This is a genomic window from Alistipes sp., from assembly GCF_048465635.1.
GTDB lineage: Bacteria > Bacteroidota > Bacteroidia > Bacteroidales > Rikenellaceae > Alistipes.
Genome location: NZ_DBFWLF010000017.1, coordinates 55,275 through 72,108 on the forward strand (window position 1 = coordinate 55,275; position 16,834 = coordinate 72,108).

Here is a 16,834-nt window from a genome sequence, read left to right on the forward strand (position 1 = left end):
ATGCTGCTATGCATGACTACCCCCCCCCCTCGCGCTGGCACAGAACGCTAAGCTCGAGGTAAAAGGCGTCGTGGTGGACGCCACCGGAACTCCCGTGTTAGGCGCCACCGTCGTCGAACAGGGGACGACCAACGGCACGACGACCGACCTGAACGGTCAGTGGGTGCTCTCGGTCAAGGACGGCAATTCGGTCGTCCACATCAGTTTCATCGGTTACAAGGACGTGGAACTGGTCGCCTCCTCCAAAACGCTCGCCCGCGTGCAGATGGAAGAGGACCTCATGTCGCTCGACGAGGTGGTCGTCATCGGCTACGGCTCGGTCAAGAAGAACGACATGACCGGTTCGGTCGTTGCGGTGAAGGCCGAAGAGGTCAACCGCGGCGCGCTGACCACCCCGCAGGAGATGCTCCGCGGTAAGGTTCCGGGCGTGAACATCACCTCGGGCAGCGGCGCTCCGGGCGAAGGCGGCGAAATCCGCATCCGCGGCGGCGCTTCGCTTTCGGCCAACAACAACCCGCTGCTGGTCATCGACGGGGTTCCCGTGGCCAACGACGCCGCGCCGGGCATGCCCAACGGCCTGGCGATGGTCAACCCCAACGACATCGCTTCGTTCACGGTGCTCAAGGACGCTTCGGCCACGGCCATCTACGGTTCGCGCGCTTCGAACGGCGTCATCCTGATCACCACCAAGAAAGGACAGGGCGGCAAACCCCGCGTATCGTACAACGGCAGCGTCAGCATCAAGCAGAACCACAAGACGCTCGACGTGATGGGCGCCGACGAGTTCAAGGAGTACATGCTCGAGGTGGGCGGTTCGAAGGCCGGCGATCTGTTCGGCACGTCGGACACCGACTGGCAGAAGCAGCTCTTCCGCGTGGCGGTGGCTACCGACCACAACGTTTCGGTCTACGGCGCAGCCTTCAAGGATAAACTCCCGTACCGCGTATCGCTGGGCTACACCTACGATCAGGGTACGCTAGAATCGACCGACAACCAGCGCACGACGCTCGACGTGAGCCTCTCGCCCAAATTCTTCCAGGATCACCTCTCGGTGACCCTCAATGCCAAGGGTATCTACAACAAGTCGAACTACGCCGACAAGGGCGCGGTCAACGCCGCCGTGCAGTTCGACCCTACGCAGGACCCCTACCGCCGTTTGGCCGACGGTTCGATCGACTACGATACCGAGAACGGTTTCGCCAACTGGTCGACCGATCTGGCGCCGGTCAACCCGCTGTCGACCCTCTACGACAAGTGGGATACCAACAGCTCCTACCGCGCACTGGGCAACCTGCAGTTAGACTATAAGGTCCACGGCTTCGAGGCGCTGAGCTTCAACCTGAACCTGGGTCTGGACATCACCACCACCTCCGGCGACAAGGGCGACCGTCCCCACTCGGTCTTCGCCAACCGCGATTCCGAAGCCAAGTACAAGACTTTCGGCCGCATGGAAAAGTATGAGAACCTCCACCGCAACCAGCTGCTGGAGTTCTACGCCAACTTCGCCAAGGAGTGGGGCATCCACAACCTCAATGTCATGGCCGGTTATTCGTGGTCGATGAACTACAAGAAGACCAACACCTGGAACTACGGCCGCCTGAACGACGAGGGCGAGACGGAGCTGATCAAGGACACCTATCCGGCCTACCGCAACGCGCTGGTTTCGTTCTACGGCCGTCTGAACTACTCGCTGGCTTCGAAATACCTCTTCACCTTCACCATGCGTGCCGACGGTTCGTCGCGCTTCGTGGGCGACAACCGCTGGGGCTACTTCCCCTCGGCCGCCTTTGCCTGGAACCTCGCCCAGGAGAAGTTCCTGCGCGACTCGAAGGTCGTCTCGGCCCTCAAACTGCGTCTGGGCTGGGGTGTCACCGGTCAGCAGGAGTTCGGTGAGGACGCCGACCTCTACGCCGCCATCCAATACTCGCAGATCGCCCAAGACCCCACCAACCAGTACCCGCTGGGTCCCAACCAGTGGTATTTCCCCGTCAAGCCGCAGGTCTTCAATGACCAGCTGAAGTGGGAGGAGACCACCACCTATAACGTCGGTCTCGACTTCGGCTTCCTCGACGGCCGCATCAGCGGTTCGGTCGACGCCTACCTGCGCAAGACCGACGACCTGATCTCGCGCGTCGCAGTTCCGCTGGGCGGCAACTTCGGCAACTACGTCTACCAGAACATCGGTTCGATGGAGAACAAGGGCGTCGAGGTGGCGCTGAACTTCATCCCCGTGCAGACGCGCGACTGGAACCTTTCGATCGGTCTGAGCGGCACGTTCCAGAGCACCGACGTGAAGACCCTTCCCTCGGCTGCGATCGACCTGGGCAACGGCGGCGGCGGTACGGGCAACAACCTCCAGCGTCACATGGTGGGCTACACCCCCTACACCTTCTACCTCTGGCAGCAGGTTTACGACGAGAACGGCAAACCGGTGCAGAACGCGCTGGTCGACCGCGACGGCGACGGCGAGATCACCAATGCCGACCGCTACATGACCAACAAGAGCCCCAACCCCGACTTCTACTACGGCATCAACCTCAAACTGTCGTACAAGAACTGGGACTTCGGCTTCAACGGCCACGGAGCCGTGGGTAACTACATGTTCAACGACGTCCTGTGCCGGGCCGTCTCGACGAGCTTCCCCGACGTGGTGAACAAGGGCTACCTGATCAACGCCCTCTCCGATGCGCGCGGCTACGGCTTCCGGGGAACCAGTTCGGTGGCTCAGAGCTGCTCGGACCTCTTCCTGGAGGACGCCTCGTACTTCCGCATGGACGACATCAACCTGGGCTATACGTTCCGCAACGTCTCGAAGTGCGGGATGACGATCCGCGTGGCTGCCGGCGTGCAGAACGCCTTCGTCATCACCGACTACACGGGTCTCGATCCCGAGGTCAAGATCGCCGACGGCATCGACAAAAACAGCTATCCGCGTCCGCGCATTTACAGCGTGCGTCTGGGTATTAACTTTTAATCTGAGGAGGACAAGTATATGAAAAAGAACTTAGTTTTTGCAGTTATCGCAGCCCTCTCGCTCACGGCCTGCGTCGGCGATCTGGATCAGACGCCGATGGCAGACAACGTCGTCAACAACGTCTACGGCGATCCCGAATACCGCATGAGTGCGCTGGCCAAGGTTTACGGCGCATTCTCGCTGGTCGGGCAGGGCGGCTCGGGCAATGCCGACATCGACGTCAACGACGCCGGCGCTTCGGAGTTCCTGCGCGCCTGGTGGTCGATCCAGACCGTTTCGACCGACGAGTGCAAGTGCGTATGGGGCGATGCCTGGGTGGCCGAGATCGGCGGCAACGCCTGGACCGCCACCAAGAACGACGCCGTCTACGCCACCTACACGCGCGGCATGATGATGATCGCCTTCGCCAACGACTTCCTGCGCAACACCTCCGACGACGATCCCGAGGTGGCCGTCGAACGCGCCGAAGTGCGCTTCCTGCGCGCCTACGCCTACTGGGTGCTGCTCGACTGCTTCGGCAACCCGCCCTTCGTGACGGAGAACGATCCGGTCGGGGCGTTCAAACCCGCGCAGACCGACGCGCCCACGCTCTTCAACTGGCTGCGCACCGAACTGACGGAGCTGACCTCCGCCGCATCGAACCTCAAGGCCCCCCACACGCAGATCTATCCCCGCGTGGACAAGGGAGCCGCCTACGGCCTGCTGGCCCGCCTCTGCCTGAACCATAAGACCTATCTGGGTACGGAAGATACGTCGATCTACAAGACCGCCCGCGACGCCGCCGAGGAGGTGTGCAAGGCTTACACGCTTTGCTCCGATTTCTCGGCCCTGTTCCGCGGCGACAACGGCGAGAATCCCGACGCATTGAAGGAGATCATCTACGCTTCGTGCTACGACGCCAACAAGACCCAGTCCTACGGCGGTACGAGCTTCTTCATCCTGGCCGGCAAGGGCGAGCAGTATACGCTGGGCATCGACGGCAACTGGAACGGTCTGGTGGCCGGTACGGAGTCGGTGGTCCGCTTCGTGGGTCAGGGCGTGGTCGACAAGGCCAACGTGCGCGACGACAAGACTCCGGGCGACGACAAGAGCGTCTTCATGGCCGTCGACAAGCGCGCGCTCTTCTCGCTGAGCGATTGCGACAGCAAGACGGTGGACGCCTCCAACTTCTCCAACGGCTGGCACGTGGTGAAGTACGACAACCGCATCCACGGCGACGAGTCGGACGCACAGCCCACGGCGAAATACTCGTCGATCGACTTCCCGATGATCCGTCTGGCCGAAATGTATCTGATCTACGCCGAGGCGCAGGCCCGCATCGACGGCGGACAGACCGCCGACGCGAAGGCCGTGGGATACATCAAGGATTTGCAAATCCGAGCCGGGCTTACCCCGACCTTCTCGACCGTCACGCTGGAGGACGTCTTCAACGAGATCAGCCGCGAAATGTTCTGGGAGGGTCAGCGCCGCACGACGCTCATCCGCTTCAACCGCTTCTCCTCGGCCGACTTCCTGTGGCCGTTCAAGGGCGGCGTGAAGAACGGTCAGGGCTTCGCCCGCTACATGGAGCTTTTCCCGCTTCCGTCGGACGATCTGCTGGCCAACGACAACCTGAAGCAGAATCCGGGTTACACCAATTAATCACCTAAAAATCCAACAACGATGAAATATCTCAAATATTTGCCGATGTTCGCCGCCGCCCTGCTCGCTTCGTGCCACGAGGACGATCAGACCGTCGCGCGGCCGGCCGAGGAGGTCGTGGCTCCCGTTCTGAACCAGCATTCGAACGTGGTGGTCGACAGCGACAACCTCAAGAGCGAGGTGACCTTCACGTGGAGCGCGGTCGATTACGGCTATTCCGCTTCGGTGACCTATGCGTTGTACGCCGTGTACAACGATTCGGAACCCTACCAGCTGGGCGAATCCTTCTCGACGAACTACACCATGACCAAGGAGACGTTCAACAACGCGCTGGTCAACTCGAAGGGGCTGGCCGTGCCTGAGGACAAGACCTCGACCGTCTACTTCTACGTCGTAGCGGGCATCTCGCCGCAGAACAAGAGCTTCGAAGTGAAGTCGAACGTGGTCGGCTTCGACGTGACGACCATCAAGTCGACCTCCGCGCCGTGGATTCGCCGTCCGCTCTACATCGCGGGCAACTTCCAGGGCTGGGCGCCCGACGCGAAGGGTCCGGTACTCTGGGAGACGGGCGAAAACACCGACGTTTACGAGGGCCTGGTCTACCTGGGAGCGGCCGAGAATACTGCGTCTACGCTTCCCCCAAATACCTACGATGGTCTCTGCCACTTCAAGTTCTGCCCCAACCCCTCGTGGCAGGGTAACCTGGGCGGCGATCCCAGCCAGATGACCACCGAGGGCGACCCGTCGCATATTACCGCCGAGGAAGGCATGTACTGGATCTCCGTGACGCTCGACGCGGCCCACACGACCGGTTCCGTCATCCTGAAGAAGATCGACCAGATCGGCGTGATCGGCGAGGCCGTCGGCGGCTGGGGCGATACCGACGACGTGGTGCTTTCGTTCGCCAACATGCCTACCGATCCGACCGACCCGAACTATTCCGACCTTTATTACGCTGCCATGCGCGCCCAGACGTGGACCGGTGTCTGCGAAAACACCCTTGCCGGCGAATTCAAGTTCCGTCTGAACGGCAAGTGGGAGCAGAGCTGGGGCGGCGCCAACCTCGAGCACCTCGACTTCAACGGCGGCAACAGCCAGAACACTCTCACGGGCCGCGTGCGGTTCTCGATCTGCTTCCGCGGCGACGTGGACAACCTCCTGCAGGATACGACCAACCCCGCACCAGTATTCGCAACCGTCGAACAGGCCGAATAAGCGTATGACCGGGCCGGCGGGGGCGGACCCCGCGTCCGCCGGCCCTTCAAAACCTCAAAACACGAAAAACCATGAAAATGATGAAATACGTGCTGTCGGCTTTTGCGATGTTGACGCTGGCCGCAGCCTGCAACCACGATCCCGACGAGATCAGCATCTCGTCGAACGATCCGAAGATCGCGGCGCACAACGACGTAGTGGTCAACGAGAACACGGTCGACGAAACTTTCACGCTGGTGTGGACGCCCGCCCGCTTCGGCGAGGCGACCGACGTGACCTACACCGTATCGGCGAAAAACGGCAGCGGCAGCTACGTCGAACTGGGTTCGACCGCGGCCTGCAACTTCTCGTGCACCAATCAGGATATTTTCTCCGCGCTGGGCATCCGGCTGACCGGCTCCTACGGGGTGACTTTCAAGGTCGACGCCCGCTCGGCGCTCGGCGAAAGGGCATCCGCACCCCTCACCCTGAACTTCCTCTACACGAAGATCACCTACCTCTGGATATTCGGTACGTATCAGGACTGGGATACCTCGGGCGGACCCGTATCGCGTCTGTTGCAGGACGACAAGGGCATCTTCAAGGGCTTCCTTCAGCTGCCCGCCGACGGGGAGTTCAAGCTCTCGTCGCAGCCCAACTGGGACGGCCACAGCTACGGACCCGGTGAGGCGGAAGGAACGCTCGCCGCGGACATTCCCGACAATTTCTCGGCCGAGGCCGGTCTCTACTACGTGGAGGTGAACCTCGATGCGATGACCTATGTCCTGCTTCCGCTGACCTCCGTATCGCTCATCGGCGAAGCGGTCGGCGGCTGGAACGACGGCGACGACGTGCCGATGGTCTACAACGCCGCAGCCAAGAGCTGGACGGTGATCGCCAACGTGGTTTCGGGCAAGGAGTACAAGATCCGCTTCAACAACATGTGGGATATTCCCTTCGAGGGCGGCACGTACAACTGCTCGCTGGGCGGCGATCCCGCCGGGCTGAAGATCGCCAGCAACGACAACCTCAAATCGGATACGGACGGCATCACGGGCTTCACGCTCTCGCTGTTCGACTATCCCTATACGCTCACCGTCGGGGAGGTTCCCGAGGACGATACCAAGCTCTACGTCGCCAGCTCGGCCGACGACTGGAACTACCTCTCCGCACCCCTGTTGCAGGCCATCTACGCCGAAACTACGCCGACCGGCGCTTTCTGGGGCCTGCTGCCGCTTCCGGACGCTGCGCAGCATCCGCAGATTCTTCTCTCGCGCATCCAGTCGCCGCTAGGAACCCGCTTCGGCGGTTCGGCTTCGGCGCTGGTGAAATACGCTGCCGGCGAAGAGGCTGCCCCGATCGATTTCATGGGGGGCCTGAACTTCCTTTACGCCGACCTGAACGAGAGCGCCATGAAGCTCACCTCGCTGCCCGTAATCACCGTATCGGCCGTGGGCAGCTTCAACAACTGGAATGCGGCCGACGGACTGGCCTTCACGCAGGTTACGCCCGGCAACAACGACAAGTGGACCGCAACGCACACCTTCCCCGCTGACGGCGAGTTCAAGATCGTCTTCAACGGCGCGTTCAACGTCGTGCTCGACGGCATCGAGCTGCAGACCTCGCTGGGCGGCAGCTGCAAGGACCTGCGCGTCAACGGCGGCAACCTGATCATGCTCGCCGGCGAACATACGCTCGAGCTGGACCTGCGTTCGGTTCCCATGACGCTGGCCATCGACGGCAAGATCGCCGACATGGAGCTTTCGCCCGAGTACCTCGAGGTGACCGGATCGTTCGCCCACTACAACTGGAATCTGGGCGATCCCTCGCCCAAGCTGACCGTCTTCCATGCAGGCGGTGACGATGTGAACAAGAACCGTTTCACGGGCTTCGTCGACATGTACAAACCCGCCGCCGCCACGGGCGATGCGACCGAGTTCAAGATCACCTATCCGAACTGGTCGACCTGGCTGGGCGGTACGCTGCAGGACGGTACGACCTACGTATTCGACATCAGCGGCGCTGCCGGCGACAACATGACCATCCCGTATGGGGTCTACTTCTGGGACGTTACGCTGAGCGATCCGGCGCAGAAGCTGGGCGTGGCTACCGCCGTACCGATCACCTCGGTGGGTCTGATCGGCGATGCGTGCCAGTTCGGCTGGAACGACCAGGTTCCTCTGACCTACGATCCGGCGGATCATCTCTACAAGGGGACCATCCAACTGTTCGACGGCACGCTGAAAGTGCGCTGCAACGACAATTGGGATTACAACCTGGGCGGCGCGCTGGACGCGCTGACGCCTGATGGCCAGAATATCGTTGTCGATAGGGGAACCTACGACGTCGCACTCGATCTGGCACACTCGCCCAACACCCTGACGCTGACCGCCAAGTAACCGGCGTTGTCCACTCTTTTTGACCGGCGCGCCCTGACCGGCGCGCCGGTTGCCAAACCCCAAAACACGAAAATCATGCTTCTGTTCAAAAACAAAATCTTCCTGCTGCTGGCCGCGATGGCCCTGCTGATGGGTTCCTGTGCCAGCGACGACGACACGCCTGGTCCCGATCCCGGTCCCGGGACCGGCGGGGATATCTCCGACCAGGTATCCCAGTACGAGGCCCGCGCGTTCGACGGCGTGAAACGCGCCGGGGTCTTTTACGAGATCTACGTCCGCTCGTTCGCCGACTCCGACGGCAACGGCATCGGCGACCTGAAGGGCGTCACGGCCAAGCTGGACTACCTCGACGACCTGGGCGTGGGCGGCATCTGGCTCATGCCGGTCTACAAGTGCAACTCCGAACACGGCTACGACGTGATCGACTACATGACGGTCAACCCCGACTACGGAACCAACGCCGATCTGGAGGAGCTGATTACTCAGGCGCACCGCCGCAACATCCGCGTCATCCTGGACTTCGTGCCCAACCACATGTCCGACCGTTCGACGTGGTTCACCGAGGCGTGCAAGAGCGTCGACAATTCGCACCGCGGCTTCTTCCACTTCGAAACGGCCGAAAAAGCGTCGTCGTGGCTCGGTTGGTATCCTGTTAAGAGCGGCACGACCTCCTATTATTATCAGGGCGCTTTCGACAGGTCGATGCCCGACCTGAATTACGGTCCCGCCGCGACCTGCCAAGCGAGCGCCACGTTCCGCGCCGTGACCGACGCGGCGAAGTTCTGGATCGACAAGGGCGTCGACGGCTTCCGCCTCGATGCCGTGAAGCACGTCTACGACAGCGAAACCTCGGACGAGAACCCCACCTTCCTTAAGAAGTTCTACGACAACGTAAACAGCTACTTCCAGGGCAAGTCGGTGCTGGGCGATCCGAACGTCTACATGGTGGGCGAGTGCTGGATGGGAACCGAGCAGATGGCTCCCTACTACCGGGGAATCCCCGCCCTGTTCGACTTCACGGCGTGGGCCGACCGCCTGCTCTACGCCATTCAGCACTCCCACGCAAAGTGGTTCCCCAAGGACATGATCGAGGAGCGGGAGATCTTCGCCCGCTACCGCGCCGACTTCATCCAGGCCACCAAGCTCTCCAACCACGACGAGGTGCGCGCCCGCACGTCGCTCGGCGGCACGCTCGCCGAGTCGCTCGAACGGGCCAAGATGGCCGCCGCCGTGCTCTTGACCTCCGTCGGCTCGCCCTACATCTACTACGGCGAGGAGATCGGCATGATCGGCGACAAAACCCAGTCGGGCGGCGACCGCAACGTGCGCGAACCGATGCTTTGGGCGCCCAAGGCCGAAGACAGCTTCCGCACGTCGTGGATCCCCTCGGCCAACAGCTACGACATCAACGTGGGCAACGTGGCCACGCAGGCGAAGGACGTGCGCTCGCTCTACAACGTCTACCGCAAGTTCCTGCGCCTGCGCAACACCTATCCTGCGCTGGCCACCGGAACGATCTCGCTGCCGGAGAATTTCGACGACACGAAGTCCGACAACAAGCAGGTGATGGCTTTCTACCGCACCGAGGGCAGCGAGAAGCTGCTGGTGCTGCACAACGTCTCGCCCGCGCAGTCGACCTATACGATCAACCACGCCATCGACCGCCCCGTCGCCGACATGAACAAGGTGACGGTAACCACCAAGTCGCCCACCGAGCACGTGGTGACCATGCCCGCCTACTCCTCGATCATCATCCAGTTGTAACCCCCGTGCAGCCATGAAAAAACTGCTGACCTGCGCTCTGGCAACCGTACTCGCGTGCGGCTGCCAGAGCCGTCTTTATACCGACCTGCCCGCCGGCAACGACCGGCCGATTCTGCCCGCGCTGCTCGCGGCGGGGGAGAACCGGCTGCTGCTGACCGACTACCTGCCCGCGTGGGAGGCCGCCGACTCGGTGACCTCGCGCGAGCTGACCGTCCGTCCGCTCGCCGACGACTGGAGCGTCTTTGCGGTGACCGCGCCCGAGGGGGCGTTCGCCGCGACGCTCGATTGCTGGCAGGGGGGCCGCAGCCTCTCGGTGGCCGCCGTCGGCGGGGAGCGCCGCGACGGCGTGTGGGCCTTCAGCGCGGGCCGCATGCTGCGCATGGTGACCGTCGAACCGTCGCAGCGTCCGTCGCAGATCGTCGCCCTGTGGCAGAACTGCCGCCTGCCGGAGGAGTACGTCGTCCGCAGCGGCGATGCCTTCGGGGTCATCATCCCCAAAGACGCCTCCGACTGCGACCGCTCTTACCTGCGCATCTACGCCGCGGCGGACAGCGCCCGCTTCAACGACCTGCTGATCCCGCTCGAACGGGGCCGCGTGGTGCGCAGCGCCGATAAGCTCGGCCGCCGCGACCGGCAGGCGCAGGTGCTCTACTCGCTGATGATCGACCGCTTCGCCGACGGCAATCCCGCCAACAACCGCCCGCTCAACTCGCCCGAGGTGCTTCCCCAGGCCGACTATCAGGGCGGCGACCTGCGCGGCATCACCGACCGCATCGAGGCGGGCTTCTTCGATTCGCTGGGCGTCTCGACGATCTGGATTTCGCCCGTGACGCAGAACCCGCGGGATGCGTGGGGGCTGAACGAGAACCCCCGCACCCGCTTCTCGGGGTATCACGGCTACTGGCCGATCTACACCACGCGCGTGGACGACCGCTTCGGCACGCCCGACGAGCTGCGCGCGCTGCTCGCCGCGGCCCATGCGCACGGGATGAACGTCATTCTGGACTATGTGGCCAACCACCTGCACATCAATTCGCCCGTCTTGCAGGCGCATCCCGACTGGGTGACGCCGCTCCGCCTGCCCGACGGCCGCAAGAACCTCGGCCTGTGGGACGAGCAGCGGCTGACGACGTGGTTCGACGAGCACATCCCCTCGCTCGACCTCGAACGCGTGGAGGTGTGCGAACCTATGACCGACTCGGCGCTCTACTGGGTCACGGAGTTCGATTTCGACGGCTTCCGCCACGACGCCTGCAAGCACATCCCCGAAAACTACTGGCGCATGCTCACCCGCAAGATGCGCACGCGCCTGCCCGACCGCGACCTGTGGCAGATCGGCGAGACATACGGCTCGCCCGCGCTGATCGGCTCCTACGTACGCAGCGGCATGATCGACGCGCAGTTCGACTTCAACGTCTACCACACGGCCCTCGACGTGCTGACCCGCGGGCAGTCGCTCCGCAGGCTGGCCGCCGTGGTCGGCGAGTCGCTCGCCGCCTACGGCGCGCATCACACGATGGGCAACATCACGGGCAACCACGACAAGGCGCGGCTGGTGTCGATCGCCGGCGGGGCGCTCTCGCCCGACGAGGACCACAAGGCCGCCGGCTGGCTGCGCGAGGTGGGTGTGGGCGATCCGGTGGGCTACCGCAAGCTGGCGCTGATAAACGCGCTGAACATGACCCTGCCGGGCGTGCCCTGCATCTATCAGGGCGACGAGTACGGCGAGCCGGGCGGCAACGACCCCGACAACCGCCGCATGATGCGCTTCGGCGGCTACACGCCCCAGGAGCAGGCCCAGCTGGACATCACCCGGCAGCTTACCCGCCTGCGCCGCACCACGATGCCGCTTCTGTACGGCGACATGACGACCCTGGCGCTGACGGACGATCTGTGGGTTTACGTGCGCGTCTACATGGGCGAATGGACCCTCGCGGCGCTCAACACGGGCGGCAGCGAACAAACCCTGGCGTGCACGCTTCCGGCTCGGCTGGATGCGAATCAGCAGTCGAAAGCGAACTTCGGAAGCGCCTTCAAGCTCGAACCCGACGGTCGGCTGACGCTGACGCTTCCGGCATACGGATTCGAAATAGTGACCAAAAACAACTGAATATGAAACGACTGAACACCATTTTGCCGCTTCTTTGCGCCCTGGCCGCTGTGCTTGCGACGGCCTGCGCCGAGAAGCCGAAGCCCCGGGCAGCGCATGCCGAGTGGGGCTACGACGCCGTGGTTTACGAGATGAACGTGCGTCAGCAGACCCCCGAGGGAACCTTCGCCGCGGCCGAGGAGCGGCTGCCGTTCCTGCGCGATCTGGGCGTGGACATCATCTGGCTGATGCCCATCCATCCCATCGGCGAAAAGGGCCGCAAGGGGTCGCTCGGCTCCTATTACGCCATCCGCGACTACCGGGCCGTCAACCCCGAGTTCGGCACGATGGAGGATTTCGAACGCTTCCTCAGGAAGGCGCACGAGTGGGGTTTCCGCGTGATTCTCGACTACGTGGCCAACCACACCTCGCCCGATGCGGCGTGGGTGACCGAGAAGGCTTCGGAGTGGTACGTCCGCGACTCGACGGGTGCGCCCGCCGTGCAGTACGACTGGACCGACATCGCCAAACTCAACTACGACTGTCCCGAGGTCCGCGAGGCGATGGTCGACGTGATGAAGTTCTGGATCGGCAAGGGCGTCGACGGCTTCCGCTGCGACGTGGCGGGCGAGATGCCCGACGATTTCTGGACCGCCGCGTTCACCGAGCTTAAAACCATCGACCCCGACATCTACCTGCTGGCCGAGGGCGAGGGGCCCAACCTCCATGCCGACGGCTTCGACGCCACTTACGCATGGAAATTGCTGCACCTGATGGAGGACGTGGCGCAGGGCAGGAAGAGCGCCACCGACATCAAGGGCTGGATCGAGGAGTTCCAAAGCGAATACCCGCGCACGGCCATGCGTCTGATGTTCACCTCGAACCACGACGAAAATTCGTGGGCGGGGACCGAGTTCGAACGCATGGGCGACGCCGCCGAAACGATGGCCGCGCTGACCTACGTGCTGCCGCAGGGCCAGCCGCTAATCTACACGGGTCAGGAGGTGGGCCACGACCGCCGTTTCGCCTTCTTCGAGAAAGATTCCGTCGCGTCGTGGCAGCCCAACCGCTGGACCGACCTCTACCGCAAGCTCAATGCGCTGCGCCACGACAATCCGGCGCTGGCCGCGGGCGAGCGGGGCGGCGATGCGGTCTACATGGCCGGAGCCGTGGCCGACGTGCTGGCCTTCACGCGCGAAAAGGAGGGCAACGAGGTCTTCTGCCTCTTCAACCTCTCCGCCGCGCCGCAGCCCGTGATCCCGACCGTGGCCGTGGGCGGCGAGTGGATTGATGCGATGACCGGCCGGACGGTTACGGTGAACCCGGGCGAGGAGCGGCAGCTTGCGCCATGGGAATACCGGATACTAATTAAGAATTAAAAATTAAGAATTAAGAATTAAAAATTGACTTTGCTGCGAATATGGATATTGCGGCATTTTGTTAAACTGGTTGTCGGAAATCGAAAAATTTGTCTACTTTTATGACTCCTAACCGAACCCCGCTAATTTTTAATTTTTAATTTTTAATTCTTAATTGAAGTATGCTGCACCCCGAATGGAGCTATCAGGCCGTAATCTATGAAATGAACGTGCGCCAGCTGACGGCGGAGGGAACCCTCCGCGCCGCCGCCGCGCGCCTCGCCTTTCTGCGCGAGATGGGCATCGACGCCGTGTGGCTCATGCCGATCTACCCGATCGGCGAGGTCAACCGCAAGGGAACGCTCGGCTCCTATTACTCCGTTCGTGACTACTGCGCCGTAAACCCCGAGATGGGGAATATGGCCGATTTCGATCATTTCGTCCAGACAGCCCATGCGTTGGGGCTGAAGGTGGTGCTGGACTGGGTGGCCAACCACACCTCGCGCGATGCGCGGTGGCTCGCAGAGCGTCCCGCCTCGTGGTACGAGCGCGATGCCGAAGGGCAGCCCGCCGTGCCGTGGGACTGGGCCGACACGGCCAAGCTCAACTACGCCAACCGCAGCGTCTGGGACGCCGAGGCCGAGGCGATGGAGTTCTGGGTCCGCGAACACGCCGTCGACGGCTTCCGCTGCGACATGGCGATGCTCGTTCCGGTCGAGTTCTGGGGCGTGACGGCCGACCGCCTGCGCCGGGTGAAGCCCGACCTGTTTCTGCTGGCCGAGGCCGAGGAGCGCAACCTGTTCGATCAGGGGGGCTTCGACGCCTGCTATGCCTGGGAGATGCACCACCTGATGAACGACGTGGCCCGGCAGCGGGTGCGCGTCACGGCGCTGCGCGACTACATCTATGCCGACCGCGAGCGCTTTCCCGAGTGGGGCATGCGGCTGGTCTTCACCTCGAACCACGACGAGAACACGTGGAGCGGTTCGGAGTTCACCCGCATGGGCGACGCCCGCGAGGCGATGGCCGTCTTCACGTTCGTCGTGCCGCGCGGCCTGCCGCTGGTTTACACCGGGCAGGAGGTGGGCTACGACCACTCGTTCGCCTTCTTCGACCGCGATCCGATGCCCACGTGCGGCGCCAACGCCTTTACGGCGTTCTACCGCCGGCTGGCCGACCTGCGCCACGCCAATCCGGCGCTCGCCGCGGGCGGCCGGGGCGGCGAAATGATTGAAATCAGAAACAACGCCGAGGACTGCCTGATGACCTTCGTCCGCGAAGCGGGCGGCAACCGCGTCGTTGCGATCATGAACCTTTCGCCCTACGCCATCCATGCCGACTACTACACCGGCATCTACGCCGGACTGTATACGGATGCGATGATGGGGACGAACTATGAACTCCGCGGCCATGTCGAGGAGGACATGGCTCCGTGGAGCTACCGAATACTGACCCGTTGAAAAAAATGAAAATCCGACATTCACTGATTCTGTTTGTGGCTATGGCCGCTCTTTCGTGCAATACTTCCGCGTTCGATCCCGCCTCGGTCCCCGATGCCGACGGACAAGTTGCCCGCGTCGAACCCCTCTCGTGGTGGACGGGGATGCAGACGCCCCTGCAGCTGATGCTTTACGGCGAAAACATCTCTGCCTGCGAGGTGACCATCGAGGGCGGGGGAGCGCGCATCACGGCCCTGCATCGGGCCGACAGCCCCAACTACCTCTTCGCCGACGTGGAGATCGACCCGGCGGCCGAACCCGGAACCCGCTACCTGGTCTTTACGCGGGAGGGCGAGCAGTTCAAGGTTCCCTATGAGATCGCTGCGCGCCGCGAAGGTTCGCGCGAGCGGGAGAGCTTCACCACGGCCGACGCCATCTACCTGTTAATGCCCGACCGCTTCGCCGACGGCGACCCCTCGATCGACTCGACCCCCGATACGCACGAAAAGGCTGCGCGCGACGAGTTCTTCGGCCGTCACGGCGGCGACCTGCAGGGCATGATCGACCATCTGGACTACATCGCCTCACTGGGCATGACCGCCGTCTGGTCGACGCCGCTGCTGCTCGACGACGAGCCGCAGGGCTCCTACCACGGCTACGCCTGCGCCGATTATTACCACATCGACCCGCGCTTCGGCACGAACGAACTCTACCGCGAGTTCGTGGCCGAAGGCCATCGCCGCGGGCTGAAGACCGTCATGGACATCGTGACCAACCACTGCGGCATCGCCCACTGGTGGATGCGCGACCTGCCGTTCGAGAACTGGGTGCACCGCTTCGAGGAGGACCGCTACGTGCAGACCAACAACCTCTTCTCCACCAACATGGACCCTAATGCCTCGCAGTACGACCTGCGGATTCAGGAGAGCGGCTGGTTCGACCGTTCGATGCCCGATATGAACCTCGACAACGAGTTCCTGCTGCGCTACTTCCAGCAGTGGGCCGTGTGGTGGATCGAGTACGCCGATCTGGACGGACTGCGCGTGGACACCTACCCTTACAACGAGAAGGAGCCGATGAGCCGCTGGTGTGCCGCCGTGCGGGCCGAATACCCCAATATGAACATCGTGGGCGAGTGCTGGACGGCCGACGTGCCGCAGCTGGCCTACTGGCAGGGCGGCAACCCCAACCGCGACGGCTTCGATTCGCACCTGCCCTCGATCATGGACTTCCCGCTGCGCGACGCCATCTGCGCGGCGCTGCCCACCGACTCGCTGCGGTGGGGCGAGGGGATGATCCGCGTCTACAACGCCCTGTCGGACGACTTCGTTTACCACGACCTCTCCAAGATGCTGATCTTTACTGCCAACCACGATACGGAGCGGATCGGCGACGTGGTGCGCGGCAACGTGGGCCGGGCCAAGATCGCCATGACGCTGATCGCTACGCTGCGGGGTATTCCGCAAATGTTCGCGGGCGACGAGCTGCTGTTCCGCTCGAAGGACCTTTCGCAGGGACACGGCGGACTGAGGGTCGACTTCCCGGGCGGCTGGCCGGGCGACGAGGTCGATCTGTTCGATCCGGCGCAGCACACGGGCGACGCGGCCGAGGTCTACGACCATACGCGGCGGCTGTTCACGTGGCGCAAGGAGAAGCCCGTGATTCATCATGGCCGCACGCTCCACTTCGCCGGGCGCGACAACACCTACGCCTATTTCCGCTACGACGATACGGATGCGGTCTTCGTCTTCATCAACAATTCGCGCGGCCGCAAGAACGTGCCGTGGTCGCACTACGCCGAGATCACCCCGACGCTCGCTGCGGGCCGCAACGTGCTGACGGGCGAGGCCATCGCCGTGAGCGACACGACTACGGTCGGTCCGCGCGAGTCGCTGGTGGTGGAGTTCTCGCGCAGCGTGCGCTAGCGCACCCGGCGTACGATTTGCAAAAAGAGCCTTTCGGGGCTCTTTTTTTGC

At 63.1% G+C, this 16,834-nt stretch carries 9 protein-coding genes; all 9 read left to right on the plus strand.

Translation table 11 applies throughout. From position 1 onward, the window contains the following. The first annotated feature begins 73 nt into the window (after positions 1-73). The 9 genes from ACMO9O_RS06675 (at position 74) to ACMO9O_RS06715 (ending at position 16,783) form a co-directional block, all read left to right on the plus strand. Complete coding sequence (locus ACMO9O_RS06675; protein ID WP_418983019.1) at positions 74-2,974, plus strand: SusC/RagA family TonB-linked outer membrane protein; 2,901 nt, start codon at positions 74-76, stop codon at positions 2,972-2,974. Positions 2,975-2,992: 18 nt separating this feature from the next. After that, positions 2,993-4,615: a RagB/SusD family nutrient uptake outer membrane protein gene (locus ACMO9O_RS06680; RefSeq protein WP_418983020.1), complete on the plus strand. Its 1,623-nt coding sequence runs from the start codon at positions 2,993-2,995 to the stop codon at positions 4,613-4,615. A gap of 21 nt (positions 4,616-4,636) precedes the next feature. Beyond that, on the plus strand, positions 4,637-5,830 hold the full coding sequence (locus tag ACMO9O_RS06685; RefSeq protein WP_418983021.1) for a SusE domain-containing protein: 1,194 nt from the start codon (positions 4,637-4,639) through the stop codon (positions 5,828-5,830). A 71-nt stretch (positions 5,831-5,901) separates the two neighbouring features. Further along, the gene (locus ACMO9O_RS06690; RefSeq protein ID WP_418983023.1) at positions 5,902-8,208 is read left to right on the plus strand and encodes a hypothetical protein; all 2,307 of its coding nucleotides are present in this window, start codon (positions 5,902-5,904) and stop codon (positions 8,206-8,208) included. Positions 8,209-8,283: 75 nt separating this feature from the next. After that, positions 8,284-9,972 (plus strand): alpha-amylase family glycosyl hydrolase, encoded by a 1,689-nt coding sequence (locus ACMO9O_RS06695; RefSeq protein WP_418983024.1) that lies wholly within the window; start codon positions 8,284-8,286, stop codon positions 9,970-9,972. A gap of 13 nt (positions 9,973-9,985) precedes the next feature. Further along, entirely contained in the window at positions 9,986-12,082 is a 2,097-nt protein-coding gene (locus ACMO9O_RS06700; protein ID WP_418983025.1) for an alpha-amylase family glycosyl hydrolase, read from the plus strand. 2 nt (positions 12,083-12,084) lie between these two features. Continuing rightward, the gene (locus ACMO9O_RS06705) at positions 12,085-13,440 is read left to right on the plus strand and encodes an alpha-amylase family glycosyl hydrolase (RefSeq protein WP_418983026.1); all 1,356 of its coding nucleotides are present in this window, start codon (positions 12,085-12,087) and stop codon (positions 13,438-13,440) included. A gap of 161 nt (positions 13,441-13,601) precedes the next feature. Beyond that, positions 13,602-14,879, plus strand: coding sequence for an alpha-amylase family glycosyl hydrolase (locus ACMO9O_RS06710; RefSeq protein ID WP_418983027.1), 1,278 nt, complete (start codon positions 13,602-13,604; stop codon positions 14,877-14,879). Positions 14,880-14,884: 5 nt separating this feature from the next. After that, complete coding sequence (locus ACMO9O_RS06715) at positions 14,885-16,783, plus strand: glycoside hydrolase family 13 protein (protein ID WP_418983028.1); 1,899 nt, start codon at positions 14,885-14,887, stop codon at positions 16,781-16,783. Positions 16,784-16,834 lie beyond the last annotated feature (51 nt).